The sequence below is a fragment of the Streptomyces sp. NPDC001219 genome, assembly GCF_053597915.1.
This window is the reverse complement of sequence record NZ_JBSFJF010000001.1, coordinates 271,665-288,374: the sequence shown is the minus strand read 5'-3', so window position 1 is coordinate 288,374 and position 16,710 is coordinate 271,665. Positions and strand designations below refer to the sequence as shown.

The window sequence follows — 16,710 nt, the reverse complement described above, 5'->3', positions numbered from 1 at the left end:
TACGCTGAGGCCCGGCAACCTGTGTGGGTTGCCGGGCCTCGTCGCGCTGCTCGGGTTCTGAGCTATCCCCTGACCCTCACCTGATGGCCAATCACCATATGCCGAGGTCTCCGTATTTTCCCGGGTTCATTGCCCGGTCCACTGCCTGTGCACAAGCTTCGTCGAACGCAGCGGTGACAGCGCCCTGGTCCGTGCCACGTACTTGGGCCTCGACCTCTTGGCCTGGGCGCCGTGCGGTATGCCACCGGACTGGCAAGTCCGTGTACAGGTCGGCCTCGAACTCCCAGGCTGGTACGGACCACTGCTGCTCAGCACGGCCGATGTTGAGCCGTTCGCCGCCGGGCAGGAACACGGCATGGGCGTGATGGACGCGCCGGCGGTCGGGAATGCGGTCACGGAGCGCCCGGATGCCACCGGGCCCCTCGTGCTCCCACTGTGGTCGGGCCCACTGCTCCACGTATGCGGGCTTGCCGGGGTGATCGGCGCCCCACCGGGAGACCACGGCCTGGGCGTGCTCGTGGTACAGGAACGGAACACGCCCCTCGCCGAGGCAAGCCACGTACACCTCCGGCCCTGCCAGTATGGGGCCCTGACTCAAGTCAGGCACGGGACCCCCAGGTGTCGACGAGAACTGGTGCGGTGTTGAGCCCCAAAGCAGGCCGCCGACCTTCGCAGCAGTCTGCTGCAGCACGGGGCCAGTGAGGTGCTGATACCGACGACGCATCCGGGCGGACTTGCCGGGCTCCCAGCCCATGATGCGGTCGACGACCGCGTCGGGGACGCCGAGGATCAGCAGCACGGTCGCGGCGGTGTGGCGGGCGTCGTGGAGGCGCCCGTCGCGGACCTGCGCCGCCTTCAGCAGGTCCTTCCACCTGTGGAAGTCGGTGTTGGGATTGAGCGGTTCGCCGGTCGGCGAGGTGAAGACGTACCCCTTGTCCACCCACAGGTCACGGGCGAGAGTCCGCTCGCGCTCCTGCTTCTCCTTGTGCTGACGCAGCAGCTTCAGCAGTTCCTCGGGCACGCCGATGGGGCGCTTGCCGGCGCGGGTCTTGGTGTCCTTCGTCTCGCGCCGGATGTTGATCTTCTGCGGGCAGTAACCCGGCTTGCGCCCACAACGGTTGCCACAGCCGTGCTTGTAGCGGGGCCGCAGCCGGCCCCGGCGGACGAGAATCACGCCCACCTCGAAGTCGACGTCCTCCCACTTCAGGCCGAGCACCTCGCCCTGGCGCAGGCCGAGTGCGAGCGCGATGACCCAGCGGGCGGTGTTCCGCACCTTGGTGGCCTCGGCCAGGAGTCGCTGGACCTCCTCCAACGAGTACGGCTCGACCTCCTCCTCTTCGAGCTTGGGGGCCTTGGCGATGGAGGCCGGGTTGGTGGTGAGGTGGCGGCGGCGTACGGCTTCGTTGAGCGCCGTGTTGACGGTGCGGTGCGCCTGGTGAGCGGTGCCGGCGGCGCTGCCGTTGGCCCGCATCTTCTGGTAGAAGCGCTCCAGGTGCTCCGGCTCCAGCTTCTCCAGACGGTGGGCACCCAAGCCGGGTATGAGGTGGTGGTAGACGGCCACACGGTAGCCGTCGATGGTGTTCTCGCCGACGTTGGGCGCGGCGATGTTCTCCACCCAGTGGGTCAGCCAGGTTGTGACGGTCCAGGTCTGGCCGGCCTTGCGGACTCCGGTGGAGTCGCGCTGCCGCTCCAGCTCGCGGACGGCCTTGGTGGCCTCGGCTCGGGTCTTGCGGGAGATGTGTCGGCGGTCGGGAGTGCCGTCGTCTTTGACGCCGACGGTGACGCGGCCGTGCCAGCGGCCGTCCTTGCCGAGGTAGATGGATGATGCCCCATTGGGCTGACGGTTCTTTGCCATGCCCGCCGCCTTCAGGCCGCAGCCGCGAAGTCGTCGGCGCTCACGCGCCTGGCAAGGAATTCGTTCAACGCCTCGGCGGGTATGCGGCGGAGGCTTCCGATCTTGACGGAGGGTATCTGGCCGGAGGCGACGTACTCGTACATCTTGGTACGGCCGATGCCGATCCGCCGGGCGGCTTCGGCGACGGTGAGCCCGACAAGGGTGGGGTCGCCTGTGGAGTCGCCGCGCTGAGCCATGAGTGCGCGGAGGGCGTCCTCGGGGACACCGAGCACGTGAGCGATCTGGGAAACGGGCAGCGGGAACTGCGACAAGGGGTGCTCCTCCCCGGCGCACGCGGTCGCGAGGGGCGGCAACCCCCGTTGACCAGGCCGGTGGTGATGTCAGGGATGGGCGGTGTTGGGTTCTGGCACTGTCACGGCATTCCTCGGCGTTCGCAGCACCGAGGAGGGCCGTAATGGGGGCTTAGGACAACGGAGGGGGCAACTTGCCCTGTTTTCTGAGCTCGGAGAAGGCGGGGTGGGTGCGCTTGGCCCAAGCTTTGCCTTCTGCGGCTTCGTGGGCCCTGAGCAGTTCCTCGATCTCGTCTTTCTGCTCCGGGTGGTCGTCCGCGTAGGCGAAGAGCGCCAGTCGGGCTTCGCGTACCTCCTGGTACAGCTGGTCCAGCGCGTCCTTCTGGGCTAGGTACTGCTTCGACCTCTCCGTGAAGAGGTGGATGAGCTGCCGGGCAGCCACGCTGATCTTGAGCGGGGGGCCGCTGAGGTCGGACATGGAGATGCCGAACACCTTGCAGAAGCCGAGCGCCTCGTCGAGGTTGACCCGACGTCGCGGCTTGCCGCTCTCGATGCGCCAGATGGCGGACTGATTGATCGGGTGCCCGGCCTCGGCCATCTTCTCGGCCAGGGTGACGGTGCTCCAGCCACGGGCTTCGCGCTCCAGCTTGATGCGCGCAGCAACGTTGTCCTCCGGCTCCGGGCGGTCGGGGCCGGCGCGCGTCGCGCCTTCCTTGCTGCTCACTCACACCTCCCCGCGGGCGACGGCTGGGGCCACTGTGGCCAGGGTCAAGAGTGAACCGGATTGCAGAGCGAAATGCAACTCATTGCATTGCCGAAATTCTTGGGTATGGTGGTCGTCCGCCTCCGGACGGAGGCGGACGCCAAGACGCAGAAAGCCCCCGGTGCTGCGAACACCAGGGGCCAAAGCGAAGTCCTCGACATAACCGCCCATCCCTGAACGATTCAACCGGCTGACCGAGGTTGCCGCCTCATATGGCCTGCCGGGTAAGGAGCTCCATGGCCCAGAGTAGGGCCCCGCATCAGAAGAATCCATCCGGTCACGGCACCGATGAGGCCAGCACGTACGCCGGTCTCAGCGGTGAGCCTCCGAACGCCGTGGACGCCGAGCGCGCTGTCCTGGGCGCGTGCATGTTCCACCGCGACGCGGTGGATGAGGTGCGTGGTCTCCTGGAGGGTGCCGACTTCTACCGGCCCGCGCACGAGACGGTGTGGCGTGCCCTCCTCGCGCTACACGCCGACGACGCCCCCACGGACCCGATCGCCCTGGCCGAGTACCTCGCAGGGACCGGGGAGCTCAGCCGGATCGGCGGCGCCGTCTACCTGCACCAGCTCGTCGGCGCCGCGACCACGACCGGTAGCGCCGCCTATTACGCCGACATCGTCCGGCGCAAAGCGGACCTGCGGCGCCTGCGCGAAACCGCCCTGCGCCAGTACCAGCGCACCGGCGAGCCGGGCGCCGATCCAGACGAGATACGCAGCGCCGCCGAGGCCGACCTGCGCACCGAGCGCGAGCGAGCCCTCGCTTCCGGCACCGGTCGGCTGTCCCGCTACCTGACCAACGGCTGGGACTTCGTCACCAAGGCCGCCGACACCCAGCCGGTCTGGGGTACCCGGGAGCAGACCGCCTGGGCGTCCGGCGAAAGCCTGATGCTCGTCGGCCCGCCCGGTGTCGGCAAGACGACCCTCGCCCACCAGGTCGTCCTCGCCCGCATCGGCCTCAAAGACTCGGTCCTTGGCATGCCGGTCGTCCCGGGTAAGCGGGTCCTGTACCTGGCCATCGACCGGCCCACCCAGATCGCGCGGGCCCTCGCCCGCGGGGTCAGCGACGAGCACGAGACCGCGCTGCGCAACCGGCTCGCCGTCTGGCAGGGCCCACTGCCCGCCACCCTCGACAAGGAGCCCGACCTCCTCGCCGATCTGGCCGCCGCCCACCAGGCCGACACCCTGGTGATCGACAGCCTCAAGGACGCCGTCAGCACCATGGTCGACGACGCCCTCGCGGTCGCATACAACAACGCCCGCGGACGCGCCCTCCAAAACGGCGTCGAGGTCCTGGAGCTCCACCACCAGCGCAAGTCCGGTGCCGAGAGCCCCAAGGCCCAACGCCCTGCCCTGGACCAGGTCTACGGCTCCACCTGGCTGACCTCCGGCGCCGGCAGCGTGCTGTTCATCAACGGCAAACCCGGCGACCTGGCCGTCACCATCCACCACCTCAAGCTGGCGACCGGCGAGATCGGCCCGCTCCAGGTCATCCACGACCACGAGCACGGCACCAGCACCGTCGACCCCACGCTCGACCCGGTCACGCTCCTGCGTGCCACAAGCGGCGGGCTAACCGTGCGTGAACTAGCCGAGGTGCTCTCCGGCGAGCCTGAGCCGGGCCGTGCTGATGTCGAGAAGGCACGGCGCCACCTGGAGCGGCTCGTCAGGGCCGGACTGGCCACCAAGGCCGAAGGCGCCGCAGGCGGCAACGGTGGCGGCCAGCAGGCCCGCTACCACGCCTCCACACGCCACATCGGCGTCGTGTCCTGACCACCTGAACCAGGGCCAGAACCGCACACGCCCCCGTACACGCGCCCCCTGCGTGTACACGGCCCCGAATAGGGCCCGCAGCGTCCACGGCCATGACGAAATCCCTGGTCAGGCGGTCACGCGACCGTACACGCCGTACACGCTCCCAGGCGTTCACGCGCGAGACCCCCCTTAGAGGGGGGCTCGCGTGTACGCCCCCGCCGTGAACGCCCCTCCACTTCTCCCCACGAGCCCCACCACACTCTCCCGGAGAGACCCAACGTGCATTCCCCTGCCCCCACGCTCCTGGCCGCCATACACAGCAGCCGGACCATTCGCGCCGCCATCACCCCACTCGCCCTCGCCGGGGCCGACACCGGCTGGCGCCGCGTCGCGCTTCTAGATCCGCGGCTCGTGCCGACCGCGAGCGTGCACGTCACGGCGAAGGGTGGGAAGTGATGACCAAGCACACCGCCGAGCGGTATGCGCTCATCGCGGCGGGCGCGGTCATCGTCGCCCTCACCGTCGGCGGGTTTTGGCTCTCGTACGCGCACCTCGCCGAGGTCGCCGGAGCACATGGGCTCGGCGGCTCCCCCACTCGCCGCTGGGCCTGGCCCGCGACGCTGGACGCGTTCATCGTCGCGGGCGAACTGTTGATGCTCCGCGCGGGCCTGCGCCAGGACACCGACGGATGGGCCATCGCGCTGACCGCAACCGGGTCGATCGGCTCCATCGCGCTCAACGTGGCCGGGGTCAGCGGCGCCGGCAACGCCAGCAGCGCGCCCTTGCTCGACTACGTGGTTGCTGCGGTGCCACCGACCGCCGCCCTACTGGCCTTCGGTGTCCTGATGCGCCAGATCCACTGGCTCGTCGACCGCCCAGACTCGGTATTCGGTCAAGTACAGGAAGCCGCACCTATCGCTTCCATCAGCCCCTCCGATACGCGTGCCGCATCTGGAATCCCGCCGGAGTCGGCTTCCGGTAGCGCTCCGTGCTCCGAGGAACAGACGCATCCAGCACGCGATCGCGAACCGGAGGATGCCCTTGGCCCCCGCGGTCAGCAAAGCGAGCATCCGGCGGACACGATTCCGGAACGGCCGAACCCGGATGGGAAGCAGTCGGTGAAGCCGGAACGGAAACGGACGGGGAAAGGCCGCTCCCCAGGGCGTAAGCCCGACCTGACCGATGCTGAGCTGCGGGCGATCGCCCAAGACCTCGACGAGGGCACCGGAATGCCCTCCGTTGCGCACATACGCACAGAGCTCAAGAGGCGTGACCGCAAGGCCGCCAACGAGCGGATCACAGCGATCCTCGATGCCCTCAAGGCCGAAAGCGGTGCCATTCCGGCGCTGCAGGACGCCATCAGCGACCGTCGGTAGGCCCACGTCCAAGAGCCATACCGGAATACCGCAGACACGTACCGGAATCACATCCGATACGCCCCTCGCATTCGCACTCTCCGCTCCCTCCCAGCAGCACAACCACCACCCCACTCACACGGAGACACCATCCATGCACGATCAGCGCCACGAACACGCCGTGTCTCAGGAGCAGATGACCACCACGTCTGCCCCAGGTGGAGCAAGTTGTACCGGGAGCAATGCTCCCGGGATTGCCGCCCCTGGGGTGGCAGGAATGGCCCGGCACCAGGGGGCACCGGGCCAGCAGACAGTGACCGAGGGCGGACCGCAGCCTGGTGGGGAACGGCCCGTCGAGTCGCTTTCGCGCAAGCGCCAGCGTGCCCGGCAGCCGAAGCCGCTCAAGCGTCTGCACCAGCCCAGCTGCCGTATGAACGACGCCGAGTTCGCGCGCTTCACCAAGGCAGCCGGCCAGTGCGAGATGAGCAACGCCGCCTTCCTGGCCTACGCCGTGGACAAGGCAGCCCGCGACCTGCACCGCACCGCCGCTGAGATAGCCACCGAACGCGAAGTCATCGACGAGATCTTCGCCGCTCGTCGGCACTTGGGCCGCATCCACAGCCTCTTCAACCAGGTCGCCAAGGCTCTCAACTCCGGCGCTGACGCACCCCACCTCGACGCCACCGCCCAAGCGGTCCTCGACGCGGCCCGCCGCATGGAGAACGCCGCCGACGCCATGCTCGCCCACCGCAACGGTGACGCCCCGGCATGATCCCCAGCATCCACAAGCGCGGCAGCAAGACAGTCGGCCTGATCCGCTACCTCTACGGACCCGGCACCCACGAAGAGCACATCGACCCGCACCTGGTCGCCGCCTACGACCCGCTCACCCCCGACCCCGGCCGCGACCCCAACGCCACCTACGAGCAGCTTCAGCGCCTGCTCGACCAGCCCGTGAACGCTCTGCCCACCAACCGGCGTCCCACCAAGCACGTGTGGCACCTGTCCGTGCGAGCCAGTCCCGAGGACCCGAACCTGTCGGACGAGGACTGGGCCGCCATAGCCCACCGCACAGTCGCCGCCACCGGCATCGCTCCCGACGGCGACGAACGAGCCTGCCGGTGGGCGGCCGTCCGTCACGCCGACGATCACATCCACATCATCGCCACCCTCGTACGCGACGACGGCCGTCGGCCTCGGCTGCACAACGAAGCCCGTCGCGCCCAAGCCGAGGCACGCCGCATCGAAGCCGACTACGACCTACGTCGCGTTGCACCCGGCGACGGCACCGCGGCCAAACGCACCACCAGCGCCGAGCGGCACAAGGCCAAACGCCAGGGCCGGGACCGCGCCGTGCGCGAGGAACTGCGCGAGACCGTCCGCCACGCGGTCGCCGGCGCCGCCTCCACCAACGAGTTCTTCGACCGTCTCAAGGACGCCGGGCTTCTCGTACGGACCAAGGTGCTGCCCTCCGGCGACGTTAAGGGCTACAAGGTCGCTCTGCCCGGCGACCGCAACAAAGACAAGGAGCCCATTTATTACGCGGGCTCCACCCTTGCCCCCGACCTGTCCCTGCCGCGCATCCAGGAACGCTTCGCCACCGCCCTCGCCTCAACGCAAACCATCGATCGTGAGCGGCCTGAACTCCGCACCAAGCCCTCGGCACCCGCCGCGGCGCGGCACACCACCGCCGACGCGGCCTGGCAAGCGCTACTCGTCCTCGGCCACAGCAGTGACGACGGCGCGGCGGCCGCCCAGATCACCGCCACCGGCGAAGTTCTCGACGCCCTTGCCAAGACATCCGCTCTCCACACCCGCAACGAACTACGCCAGGCGGCCTGGGCATTCGAGCGGGCCTCCCGCTCCCACACCCGAGCCGAGTTCCGCCACGCACAGCACCTGCGCCGGGCGGCCCGCGAGCTAGTCCGCGGCGGGCCCGCGTTCGGCCGCGGCGAGGACGGTGCCAGCACTGCGATGGTCCTCGACGCGCTGTTCTTCGTCGCCATCGCCGCCGCCCACTGGCACGCGAAACGACAACACGCACAGCAGGCCGAGGCCGCCCGCCAGGCCGCCGATCATCTGCGGGCCGCCTACCAGCAGGCAGCCCGCGAGCCCCTCACCGTGCTGAGTGAGCGTGGCCGCAGTATCGCCCCATCGCTGCGCCGCCACCACGCGAGTACCCTGCGCGCCGCTCTGCCAGAGGTCGCTGAGACGGTCCTGGCCGAGCCCGGCTGGGATGCCCTGGCAGCCACCCTCGCCGACGCCGAACGCGCCGGCCACAACCCCCACGCCCTGCTCGCTGAGGCCGCCGCCCGCCGAGAACTGGACACCGCCGACGCCATAAGCGATGTCCTCGTCTGGCGCCTGCGTCACACCGCGGACCTCCCCGTCTACGCCCCGGCCCCGAAAAGCCCACAGGCCAACCAGTTCAACGGTCAGGTGGCTTCCTCACGGCAGATACCGGCACCAACGGCATCACGCACACCACGCCGCTGACCACAGCGAGGACACCGACCCGTTGAGCAAACCCGGATAGCGGTCGGCGAACGGCTGATGAGCCGATCACTAATGGTCGGCGCATCAGCTGTCCTCGCCCCACCCGTACGGCGCCGGCCCAGGCGTCGCGAAAATCCCAACTCCACTGTCAGTGCCTGCTGTCATGCTGAGCCTCACTTGCCCCAGACCGCCGTCCGGAGGACAGCATGAGCACCACCGATCTTGGTCCGCTGATCATCATGCGCCGCAGCGGCAGGGAGCCGATACGGGCCTACGGTGAAACAGTCGGGAAGCTCGGCGAGTTCTGGAGTTGGGCATGCTCCGACCTGGCTAACAACACCATGCGCGGTGTCCTGGCCGAGTACCTTGTGGCCACAGCCCTGGGCGCCGCCACGGGTACCCGCACTGAATGGGACACCGTAGACATCCGTACGCCCGAGGAGTGGCGCGTCGAGGTGAAGTCGGCGGCATACCTGCAGTCGTGGGCACAGTCTCAGCTGTCGGAGATCTCGTTCTCCATCGCACCGGCCTCCGGCTGGGACGCCCACACCGGCACCACCTCGGCCGACGTACTGCGCCGCTCGGACGTGTACGTCTTCTGCCTGTTGCACCACCAGGACAAGCAGACCCTCGACCCCCTGGACCTCGACCAGTGGACCTTCTACGTCCTGCCCACCCGTGTCCTCGACGAGCGGTGCCCGAGCCAGAAGACGATCAGACTGTCCCGTCTGGAGCGCCTCAGCCCGATGAAGACAGACTTCCCGGGCCTTCAGAAGGCTGTCGCCGCGTGTGTCGAAGGGACGTCATAGGCCCAAGGGGCAGTCATACACAGCTCTACCCCGCCTGGCCAGAAGCCTTCCTTCAGATGCCCAGCTCCTCCTCGATCGCCATGGCCACGGCTGGCCATGGCGCATTCGGTTCCCCGAACAGTCGCCAATAGCGGTACGAGGAACGAACCAGGGAGCTGACGCCCAGCCCCGCCGAATCGGGGGCGATCGTTCCGATCACCCGGCGTGTGATTCCGCCGGCTCCTCGCGCGGCTGGACGGATGCCGTGCGCGAGGAGGAGTGTGGCGGTACGGACGGCGTCCAGCGTCCGCGGGGTTGCCACGAGCGCGAACTTGCCGAAGACAAGGTCGTGCCACGCCATCCGCGTTCGTGCCCAGGCCAGCCGTTCCAGCCCGGTGCCGAGGTCTACTGCCATGCGCACAGGGTTGTCGGCGTTCCAAAGAAGGACGATGTCGCCGAGAGGCAGGTCGAGGTGGTTGAAGCGAAGTGTCACGCCTTGGACTTGGCATCGCCGCCATGCTGCCAGCTTGCCGTGGACGCTGATGTGGCGCGCATGGAAACCCAATCGCGACAGGACGCTAAGCCAGCCATCCAAGATCGCCCCGTACTCGTCCATGCACTGAATCGGCTGGACACGGGAGATGTTGACGAACGAGGTCAGAAACCCTTCCCGCAGGTCACCAGATGCGTCGCGCTGTCCGGTGAAGCGGACAACGGGTTGGGACAGGAAGCCGCTTCGATAGGTCAGCGGACGCCCGTCCTTGAGAAGGGGGTCGAGAGCTTGGACGGCCGAGATTGTCAGCTCAGTCTCGCGGCCCCACCGAAGTGGCAGACAGTCGTCCCGGAGAACGCCCTGGGCCGCAAAGCCCGAATTCAGCTCCGCCAATAGCTCCTCCCACGATGGAGCCCGACGGGGCGGACGGTACGGCGATCCCCTGTGCACGTGCTCGATCGTGATCCGCCCGTCGGCGACAGTGAACTCCCAGCGTGCCCCGAGAGCTCGGCGCAGGACCACAGGTAAGAGGCCCTCTGTATCGGTCGGCGCCCCGGGCACGAACCCTCTGAGGCCGCTCGTCAGCATGGCCGAGTCGACATCGCCGTAAAGTGGCGGGCCGCGTCGAAGCGATGCATGCCGACTTCCTGGACTTCCATGTGCTTGAGGTCCTCAGCCTGCTCGATCGCCAGGGCGAGAAGCTCCGCTGCTGTTTCATCGTCCTCGTAAGGGTCGGCCACTGTGATTACGCCCGTCTGATCGCACAGTGCCGCCTCGGCGCAGGTTCCCTCGCGCCAGGTGAGCGCAGCCATGGGAGTGCCGGCACGGAGGGACTCGCCGAAGACCGCGGCGCCGGCCTCCACGTACGTACGGGCGTAGGTGTAGACGAAGACGGAGCCGTCGCGAATGGCAGCGGTCTTGGCGGGGCCGCCGAGTTCACCGACCCACTTCACGTGGTCCGCGCTGAAAAGGCTTTCATGACGTCGCACATACGCGTCGTCGAAGACAGGCCCGACGATCTGTATCCGGCGGCCGAGGATCTGCGCGGCGCGGGCGGCGATATGCGGTGCCTTCTCCTCATCTATTCGGCCGAGCCACACGAGGTCGCTACCGGCGACGGCCGGGGGCTCCTCCTCGCGCAGGCCAAGGTGAACGGCGAGTTCGGAGATCGGCTGATGGTCGGCATACCGCTCGATCATCTCCGGCGAGTAGCAGTAGAGCCGTGATCGCTGACCGTCGAAGGCCGTACCGGCGTGCTGGAAGACGGGCGAGTGCTGGAACGTGGCGACGTCACAGCCCAGCTCGTTCCAGGTGCGCGTCCAAGAAGGCAGCGACGGGTACTCGTGCCCCACGACCAAGAGGTCGTATCCGGTGCTGCGGAGCTCGCGCTCGGCGAGTGATCCGGCGGTGATGTCTTCGAGACGGACCGGCCGACGGACCCAGTCGTTCTCCAGGTCCGTGAGCCAGCCCGGCCCAAGAAGGTGTACGTCGGCGCCTGCGGCTCGGGCGCCTACAGCGACCGCCCACAGCCATCGTTCGATTCCGCCGTATCCGGCAGGTGGAAAGGCGTAGCTCCCGGGGAAATCGCAGACGCCGACGAGCACGTTATGCCTCCGGTGTTCCGTCCGCCGAGATACGGCGGAAGCCGAGGTACGGGACAAGTGATTCCGGCAGGAGGATCGAGCCGTCCTGCTGCTGACACTGCTCAAGCAGAGCGGCCAGGGTGCGGCCGACGGGGAGACCGGAGCCGTTGAGGGTGGCGACTAGCTTGGCCTTGCCGTCCTCACCTCGGGTCCGGATGTTCGCACGGCGGGCCTGGAAGGTGCCGAAGTTGGAGACCGAGGAAATCTCGCGGTACGTGTTCTGGCTCGGGATCCAGACCTCAATGTCATACGTGAGCTGAGCGGAGAAGCCCGTGTCGCCGGCCGCCAAGGTCACGACCCGGTAGGCGAGGCCCAGCTCCTTGAGGCACGCCTCGGCGTGGCCGACCATCTTCTCCAGCTCAGCGTCAGCGTCCGCCGGGTCGACGATCCGGACGATCTCCACCTTGGCGAACTGGTGCTGGCGGATCAGACCCCTGGTGTCGCGGCCGTACGACCCGGCTTCCGACCGGAAGCATGGCGTGTGCGCGGTGAGCCCCAGCGGCAGCTCGGCCGGAGGGATGATCTCGTCGGCATAGAGGTTGGTCAGCGGCACCTCGGCCGTCGGGATCAGGAACAGCTCGCGGTCGGCAACGCCGGTCTTGAACAGGTCCTCCTCGAACTTCGGCAGCTGTCCTGTGCCGGTCATCGTCTTGCGGGTGACCATGTACGGGACAGCGTGCTCGATATACCCGTGCCGACGGGTGTGCAGGTCAAGGAACAGCGTGGCCAGGGCACGCTCCAGCGCTGCTCCCGCACCGCGCGAGACCGCGAAGCGCGGGCCGGACAGCTTCGTCGCCCGCGCGAAGTCCAGAATGCCCATGGCCTCGCCGAGGTCGACGTGATCCTTCGGCTCGAAAGGCAAGGCCGGCGGAGTACCGACCCGTCGGACCTCGACCGCAAAGTCCTCGGAGTCGCCATCCGGGGCCGCATCGTCCGGCAGGTTCGGGATGCTGAGGAGGAGGTCGCGGAGCTGCTCCTCGACCTGACCTTGTTCGGTCTCGATGTGCCGGATCTGGTCCTTCAGCTCGCGGGCGCGCTCCTTCAGCTTGGAGATGTCGCCGCCCTGCTTGGCCGTCTGCTGGACCTCGCTCGCCACCCGCTTGGATTCTGCCCGCAGCTCGTCGGCCGAGCGGATGTTCTGGTTACGCCGGGACTGGAGGGACTCCAGCTCAGACAGGTCCAGAGAGTAACCGCGACGAGCGAGCCGACGAACCGCTTCGGCACCCATTTCAATCAGGGCGCGGGCATCATGCATGAGGAAGATCCTTCTGATCCGGCGAATGGGATGGGGATACCGGATCGACGGTAGCAACCGCTGGCCCCTCGCTGACCCGCAATATCGACGCGTCACTGCCGCCGGTGGCCTCACGAAGATTGCCCGAATCAAGATCATCCAAGAGGGCCGTGATCAGAATGGGCAGCTCGTCGTCCGAAATGGCGACCGGCTCAAGGTATTGAGCCTCAGGAAAGAACAGCGGCATGGCCTCGTTGCCGGTGCGATGCCGGTCCCACAGGAGGACGGACACCAGTAGTCCGTGGCCGACGAGGACGCGCGGGCCGGGGTGCTCCACAGCAGCGAGCACGCCTGTGAGCATTCTGCGTATGCCCTCGCGCTGGGACTCCACGGCGCCGGGCGGACGCTGACTGGAACCGTGTTTGTCGAGCCAGGACGCGTATGCGAGGAAGGGCTTGCCCTCGAATTCCCCGTAGTCGAGTTCGTTCAGCCGGGCGTCGATCACGAGTGCGGCCGACGGGACAGCCATCAGGAGCGAGGCAGTCTGGCGGGCCCGCGGGAACTCGCTGGTCAGCCAGGTGGTCACGGAGTGGAGTGGCAGGACGCTCCAAGCACCGCTCAGCGAGCTCCGACCTTCCTCGTTCAAGCGGATGCACTGGGCCGGGTCGCCGTTTATGAGGTACCGCTTGCTGTAGTCCGTCTGGCCGTGGCGGAGGATGTGCGTTGTCATGATCCGCTCCGTGAGGTCGATGCCAAGAGCTGGGTGAGCACTTCTGCCATCAGGGGCGCCCGCGGGTCGCCGGACTCCACGTAGAAAAGGAGTCCGTCGACAGCCAGCAGGCGGCACCAGGGCGCGAGCACCGGGACGGGAATCCGCGAGACACGTGCGGCGATGGCCAGTCGCCCGTCGGTAGCGCGCCCCAGGTCGTAGTAGACGGTCCAGAACGCCCAGTCGAAGGCCGGGTCACCCACCATGGGAAGTGGGTCGATCAGCCGGGGGTGCCCCAGCCGGTCGAACAGCACGTTCTCCCGATACAGGTCCGCGTGCAGCACCGTCGCCACACGGGAACCCTCCTCCAGGTCGGCGACGACAGGGAGCCCTGCTTCGACCAAGGAGCGCCAGTCACCGAGACTGCCCCTCTGTATTCGCCGTTCGAGCCGGGGCCAGACTTCCCTATCGAGGTAGTCAGCGAGGCGCGGAAGGCTGCCCGGTCGGCACCTGCGCCGACCAGAGGCATGCAACCCATGGAGAGCCGCAGCCGCCATCTGAGCCTCCCGCTTCGGCCGGTACGCGCCACCGGGCTGTCCTCCCACGAGTTCGAGGGCGGCCACCGCCAGGTCGCCCGCGGCCTCCTCGACGCCGACTATCGGACCGCCGGCCCAGAGCCGCAGCGCGTCCACCTCACGGTGATAGCGGGAGGGATCGAACCATGCCTTGAGGAGCAGCGGACGCCCGTCAAGGCAGGTCGCCGTCGCGATCACCGAGGCATGTCCGGCGTCGTGATAGGCCCCGAGCGACAGCTTCCAGCGTTCCGCCGCGCGTGCCAGCCGCGCCGGGGCGGCATCGAGCCACCGCTGAGCAGCAGGCCCGTAGTGCGCGAGTAATCGCCGCCGGCATCCTGCGGGGATCTCTCCGAGCGTCCGCTTCGTCATCAGCTCAGCACGATCCCGTCCGAGACCAGCTCGTCGGTCAGAGCCGGGAACTCGCCCAGCGTCTCCGCGACGAGGGCCTGCACCTTGTCGACCTCGGCGGCCTGGGCCGAGAGACGGACCAGGATGCGCCACGGCTGATCGAGGCGCTGGCCGGTGGTGCTGACCAGGTGCACTTCCGCGTGTCCGTTCGTGGTCTCGTGCAGTCGCTCGGCCAGGCGCTGGGCAGCGATGTTGTAGAGCTTGCCGACGTGGTAGACGGGGTTCTTTCCGTTGGCGCCCTCCAGGTTCATCGGCCGCAGCGGTGTGATCAGCCCGTTGATCCGGTTACCGCGCCCCACGACGCCCTCGTCCCCCGACTCGATCGAGCTTCCGGTGAAGGTCAGGTACAACTCGTCGTTCTCCGGAACGTCGCGGGCGTTGAGCCGGAAACGTGCCTGAGCACCGGGCAGCCGCAGGCCGGCAAGTCGGTGGCACTCGGCCAGGACGGTCTCCGCGTTGCGGACGTACTCGGACCGGGCGGCAACGTGGCGCGACTTCTGCGGCACGCACAGCACGACGTCGGCTTGGTCGCCGTCCCAGTAGCCCATGAGCTTGACGTCGGACCCGCACCAAGCGTTGGCACGAGTGAACTCGCTCTCGCCGGAAAAATGGTTCACCAGCTCGCGGACGAACGACTCGAAGGCGTTCTCCGGAGCCCAGCCCGTTCCCAGCGAGGTGTCATTCGACAGCCGCACCCTCCGTTCCCGAAGGTCATCGACGGAGCGCGGATTGAACCAGCGCGTACGGTCCGGGACCCCGTCGCCGGTGAGTACGGCACCTGGGCTGGAGTTGCTGGTGATGTTGAAGACGATGTCGAGGTGTTCCGACACCTCGGGGAGCCGCTCGGCGAAGAACGCCCTGACCTCGGCCTCAACGATCTCCTCGACGGGGATCTCCTCGCCCCCGCACATGGGGGCTGCCCGCCCGTTGACCAGGACCCGTACCGGAGCCGTCATCCTGCCGGCGCCGTATCGGACCTCGCTGGCCCCGCCTAGGAGGGCGAGCTTGTCGAAGTTGTGGTGCAGCACGGCGCCGAAGCGCGCGACCGTGTGGTGGCTGTAGGCACGGGACAGCCGTTCTGCTAGGTGGTCGGCCAGGGTGTCCGGGTGTCCGAGGCCCTTCCGCTCGACAATGGTCGTCGTGTCCGGCCTGGCCATGGCGGTGTCGATGACCAGGTGGCTGTTGCCGATGATCGTGCTCGTGCGAGGCATCACAAACTCCCGTTCAGAGGTGGGCAGAAAGGGAAATGAGCGCAGGCGTCGGTACGCCTGGACAAGCGGTGAAAGTAGGGATTCAGCGAGGAACTCCGGCGGCGCGGAGGAACGCGATCACCTGCGCGAGCAACCTGTATGCGGAGGCGGCCTGTTCTTCGGCGGCGAGTCGGTGAACGTCGTGGGTGGTGAGGAGGTCAATGTCCTGGGTTCGCCGGCGGTCGAGCCAGAGGAGCAGGCGCCAGGCGAGAACACGCCCATTGAACGGCAGCCGGGTAATGAGATCGACTGGGATACGTCCAGGCGGTACGCCTTCGTACAACAGGTCACGTACGAAATGGAAGACCACGTCGGTGTGGTCAAGAACGGCCGGTCCGCAGGCGCTCGCCTCCCAGTCGACCACGTGCAGACGCTCGCCGCCGACGAGAAAGTGCTCGGGCTTGAGATCACCATGCAGGTGAACGACCGGGTGCGAATCGATCGGCTGGAGCGCCTCATCCAGTACCGACCACCAGGGCAGCCACCGACAGCGAGGGGAGAATTGATCCAGCAGGAACCGGCGCGAGGAAACAGGAGTAGTCCGCCGCACCCCCCAGCCGGAGCCAGGAGTGGTGCCAGCCGTAGGCCGGTGCAGTCTGCCGCTCACAGCCACGACGTGACTGATGTAATCCTCCGTAGCTTTGCGCGTACCTATCGAGCACGGCACGCCATCCACCGCCCGAAACGCCGTCCAAGACCCGGCCTCGCCAGTTCCCGTCGCCAGGACGGCCGGGACCGAGATACCCCGGAGGGCAGCACGCTCGATCGTCGCAGCTTCACGCAAGCGCCGACCCTCAGGTTCAATGCCCACATAGACCTTCAGCAAGGTGCTGCCGTCCGTGGCGAACCGCGTTCTGGAGTACGGCTTGAGGACTGCCGGGCCGAACGGGCCGAGTTCCTGCTCGAACCACGACTCCGACATCTTCGTGCTGCGCACCCTTCGCACCTCCATCCAGCAGGCCGGGCCCTACTCGCGTCAAGGAGCAGACCCGATCACCAAAGCCAGTCGAGGTGAGGAGAATTGACCACATCACCCGGCGGCTTTCTCGGTCTCCTGCGACAGTAGGTACGGCGCCCCACAACACCCCGGAAAAACC

Annotated in this window: 15 protein-coding genes; 5 read left to right on the top strand and 10 right to left on the bottom strand. The window is 67.8% G+C overall.

Annotated features, from left to right (window positions below; genetic code table 11):
- Nucleotides 1-91: 91 nt before the first annotated feature.
- The 3 genes from ACWC9R_RS01370 to ACWC9R_RS01360 form a co-directional block, all read right to left on the bottom strand.
- The gene (locus ACWC9R_RS01370; protein ID WP_450727828.1) at nt 92-1,855 is read right to left on the bottom strand and encodes a tyrosine-type recombinase/integrase; all 1,764 of its coding nucleotides are present in this window, start codon (nt 1,853-1,855) and stop codon (nt 92-94) included.
- Nucleotides 1,856-1,866: 11 nt separating this feature from the next.
- Nucleotides 1,867-2,166 carry a helix-turn-helix domain-containing protein gene (locus ACWC9R_RS01365; RefSeq protein WP_450727826.1) on the bottom strand — a complete coding sequence of 100 codons (300 nt, stop codon included), beginning with the start codon at nt 2,164-2,166 and terminating at the stop codon, nt 1,867-1,869.
- 151 nt (nt 2,167-2,317) lie between these two features.
- Nucleotides 2,318-2,869 (bottom strand): XRE family transcriptional regulator, encoded by a 552-nt coding sequence (locus ACWC9R_RS01360; protein WP_381472126.1) that lies wholly within the window; start codon nt 2,867-2,869, stop codon nt 2,318-2,320.
- Nucleotides 2,870-3,144: 275 nt separating this feature from the next.
- Here ACWC9R_RS01360 and ACWC9R_RS01355 point away from each other — a divergent pair, with 275 nt between their 5' ends.
- From ACWC9R_RS01355 to ACWC9R_RS01335, 5 genes are all read left to right on the top strand, one after another.
- Nucleotides 3,145-4,680, top strand: a complete 1,536-nt coding sequence (locus ACWC9R_RS01355) for a DnaB-like helicase N-terminal domain-containing protein (protein WP_450727824.1) — start codon at nt 3,145-3,147, stop codon at nt 4,678-4,680.
- A gap of 437 nt (nt 4,681-5,117) precedes the next feature.
- Entirely contained in the window at nt 5,118-6,038 is a 921-nt protein-coding gene (locus ACWC9R_RS01350; RefSeq protein WP_450727822.1) for a DUF2637 domain-containing protein, read from the top strand.
- Between the two features lie 409 nt (nt 6,039-6,447).
- The gene (locus ACWC9R_RS01345) at nt 6,448-6,789 is read left to right on the top strand and encodes a plasmid mobilization relaxosome protein MobC (protein ID WP_450727898.1); all 342 of its coding nucleotides are present in this window, start codon (nt 6,448-6,450) and stop codon (nt 6,787-6,789) included.
- Nucleotides 6,786-8,513, top strand: a complete 1,728-nt coding sequence (locus tag ACWC9R_RS01340; RefSeq protein ID WP_450727820.1) for a mobilization protein — start codon at nt 6,786-6,788, stop codon at nt 8,511-8,513. The genes ACWC9R_RS01345 and ACWC9R_RS01340 overlap by 4 nt, the downstream gene beginning before the upstream one ends.
- Before the next feature lie 206 nt (nt 8,514-8,719).
- Nucleotides 8,720-9,322 (top strand): hypothetical protein, encoded by a 603-nt coding sequence (locus ACWC9R_RS01335; protein WP_450727818.1) that lies wholly within the window; start codon nt 8,720-8,722, stop codon nt 9,320-9,322.
- Between the two features lie 52 nt (nt 9,323-9,374).
- Here ACWC9R_RS01335 and ACWC9R_RS01330 read toward each other — a convergent pair whose 3' ends face one another.
- From ACWC9R_RS01330 to ACWC9R_RS01300, 7 genes are all read right to left on the bottom strand, one after another.
- On the bottom strand, nt 9,375-10,187 hold the full coding sequence (locus ACWC9R_RS01330; RefSeq protein ID WP_450727816.1) for a hypothetical protein: 813 nt from the start codon (nt 10,185-10,187) through the stop codon (nt 9,375-9,377).
- Nucleotides 10,188-10,375: 188 nt separating this feature from the next.
- Entirely contained in the window at nt 10,376-11,398 is a 1,023-nt protein-coding gene (locus ACWC9R_RS01325; RefSeq protein ID WP_450727814.1) for a glycosyltransferase, read from the bottom strand.
- Between the two features lies 1 nt (nt 11,399).
- Nucleotides 11,400-12,692 (bottom strand): serine--tRNA ligase, encoded by a 1,293-nt coding sequence (serS, locus tag ACWC9R_RS01320; protein WP_450727812.1) that lies wholly within the window; start codon nt 12,690-12,692, stop codon nt 11,400-11,402.
- Complete coding sequence (locus ACWC9R_RS01315; RefSeq protein ID WP_450727810.1) at nt 12,685-13,401, bottom strand: histidine phosphatase family protein; 717 nt, start codon at nt 13,399-13,401, stop codon at nt 12,685-12,687. The genes serS and ACWC9R_RS01315 overlap by 8 nt, the downstream gene beginning before the upstream one ends.
- Nucleotides 13,398-14,324 carry an aminoglycoside phosphotransferase family protein gene (locus ACWC9R_RS01310; protein WP_450727808.1) on the bottom strand — a complete coding sequence of 309 codons (927 nt, stop codon included), beginning with the start codon at nt 14,322-14,324 and terminating at the stop codon, nt 13,398-13,400. Before ACWC9R_RS01310 ends, ACWC9R_RS01315 begins: the two co-directional genes overlap by 4 nt.
- A complete protein-coding gene (locus ACWC9R_RS01305; RefSeq protein WP_450727806.1) occupies nt 14,324-15,574 on the bottom strand; it encodes a methionine adenosyltransferase in 1,251 nt (416 codons plus the stop codon). Before ACWC9R_RS01305 ends, ACWC9R_RS01310 begins: the two co-directional genes overlap by 1 nt.
- 82 nt (nt 15,575-15,656) lie before the next feature.
- A complete protein-coding gene (locus ACWC9R_RS01300; RefSeq protein WP_450727804.1) occupies nt 15,657-16,550 on the bottom strand; it encodes an aminoglycoside phosphotransferase family protein in 894 nt (297 codons plus the stop codon).
- Nucleotides 16,551-16,710 lie beyond the last annotated feature (160 nt).

Bases quoted from the DNA above. Each gene is read 5' to 3' on its own strand.
- ACWC9R_RS01370 (WP_450727828.1), bottom strand. From the start codon at position 1,855: ATGGCAAAGAACCGTCAGCCCAATGGGGCATCATCCATCTACCTCGGC.
- ACWC9R_RS01355 (WP_450727824.1), top strand. From the start codon at position 3,145: ATGGCCCAGAGTAGGGCCCCGCATCAGAAGAATCCATCCGGTCACGGC.
- ACWC9R_RS01350 (WP_450727822.1), top strand. From the start codon at position 5,118: ATGACCAAGCACACCGCCGAGCGGTATGCGCTCATCGCGGCGGGCGCG.
- ACWC9R_RS01345 (WP_450727898.1), top strand. From the start codon at position 6,448: ATGAACGACGCCGAGTTCGCGCGCTTCACCAAGGCAGCCGGCCAGTGC.
- ACWC9R_RS01340 (WP_450727820.1), top strand. From the start codon at position 6,786: ATGATCCCCAGCATCCACAAGCGCGGCAGCAAGACAGTCGGCCTGATC.
- ACWC9R_RS01335 (WP_450727818.1), top strand. From the start codon at position 8,720: ATGAGCACCACCGATCTTGGTCCGCTGATCATCATGCGCCGCAGCGGC.
- serS (WP_450727812.1), bottom strand. From the start codon at position 12,692: ATGCATGATGCCCGCGCCCTGATTGAAATGGGTGCCGAAGCGGTTCGT.
- ACWC9R_RS01315 (WP_450727810.1), bottom strand. From the start codon at position 13,401: ATGACAACGCACATCCTCCGCCACGGCCAGACGGACTACAGCAAGCGG.
- ACWC9R_RS01310 (WP_450727808.1), bottom strand. From the start codon at position 14,324: ATGACGAAGCGGACGCTCGGAGAGATCCCCGCAGGATGCCGGCGGCGA.
- ACWC9R_RS01305 (WP_450727806.1), bottom strand. From the start codon at position 15,574: ATGCCTCGCACGAGCACGATCATCGGCAACAGCCACCTGGTCATCGAC.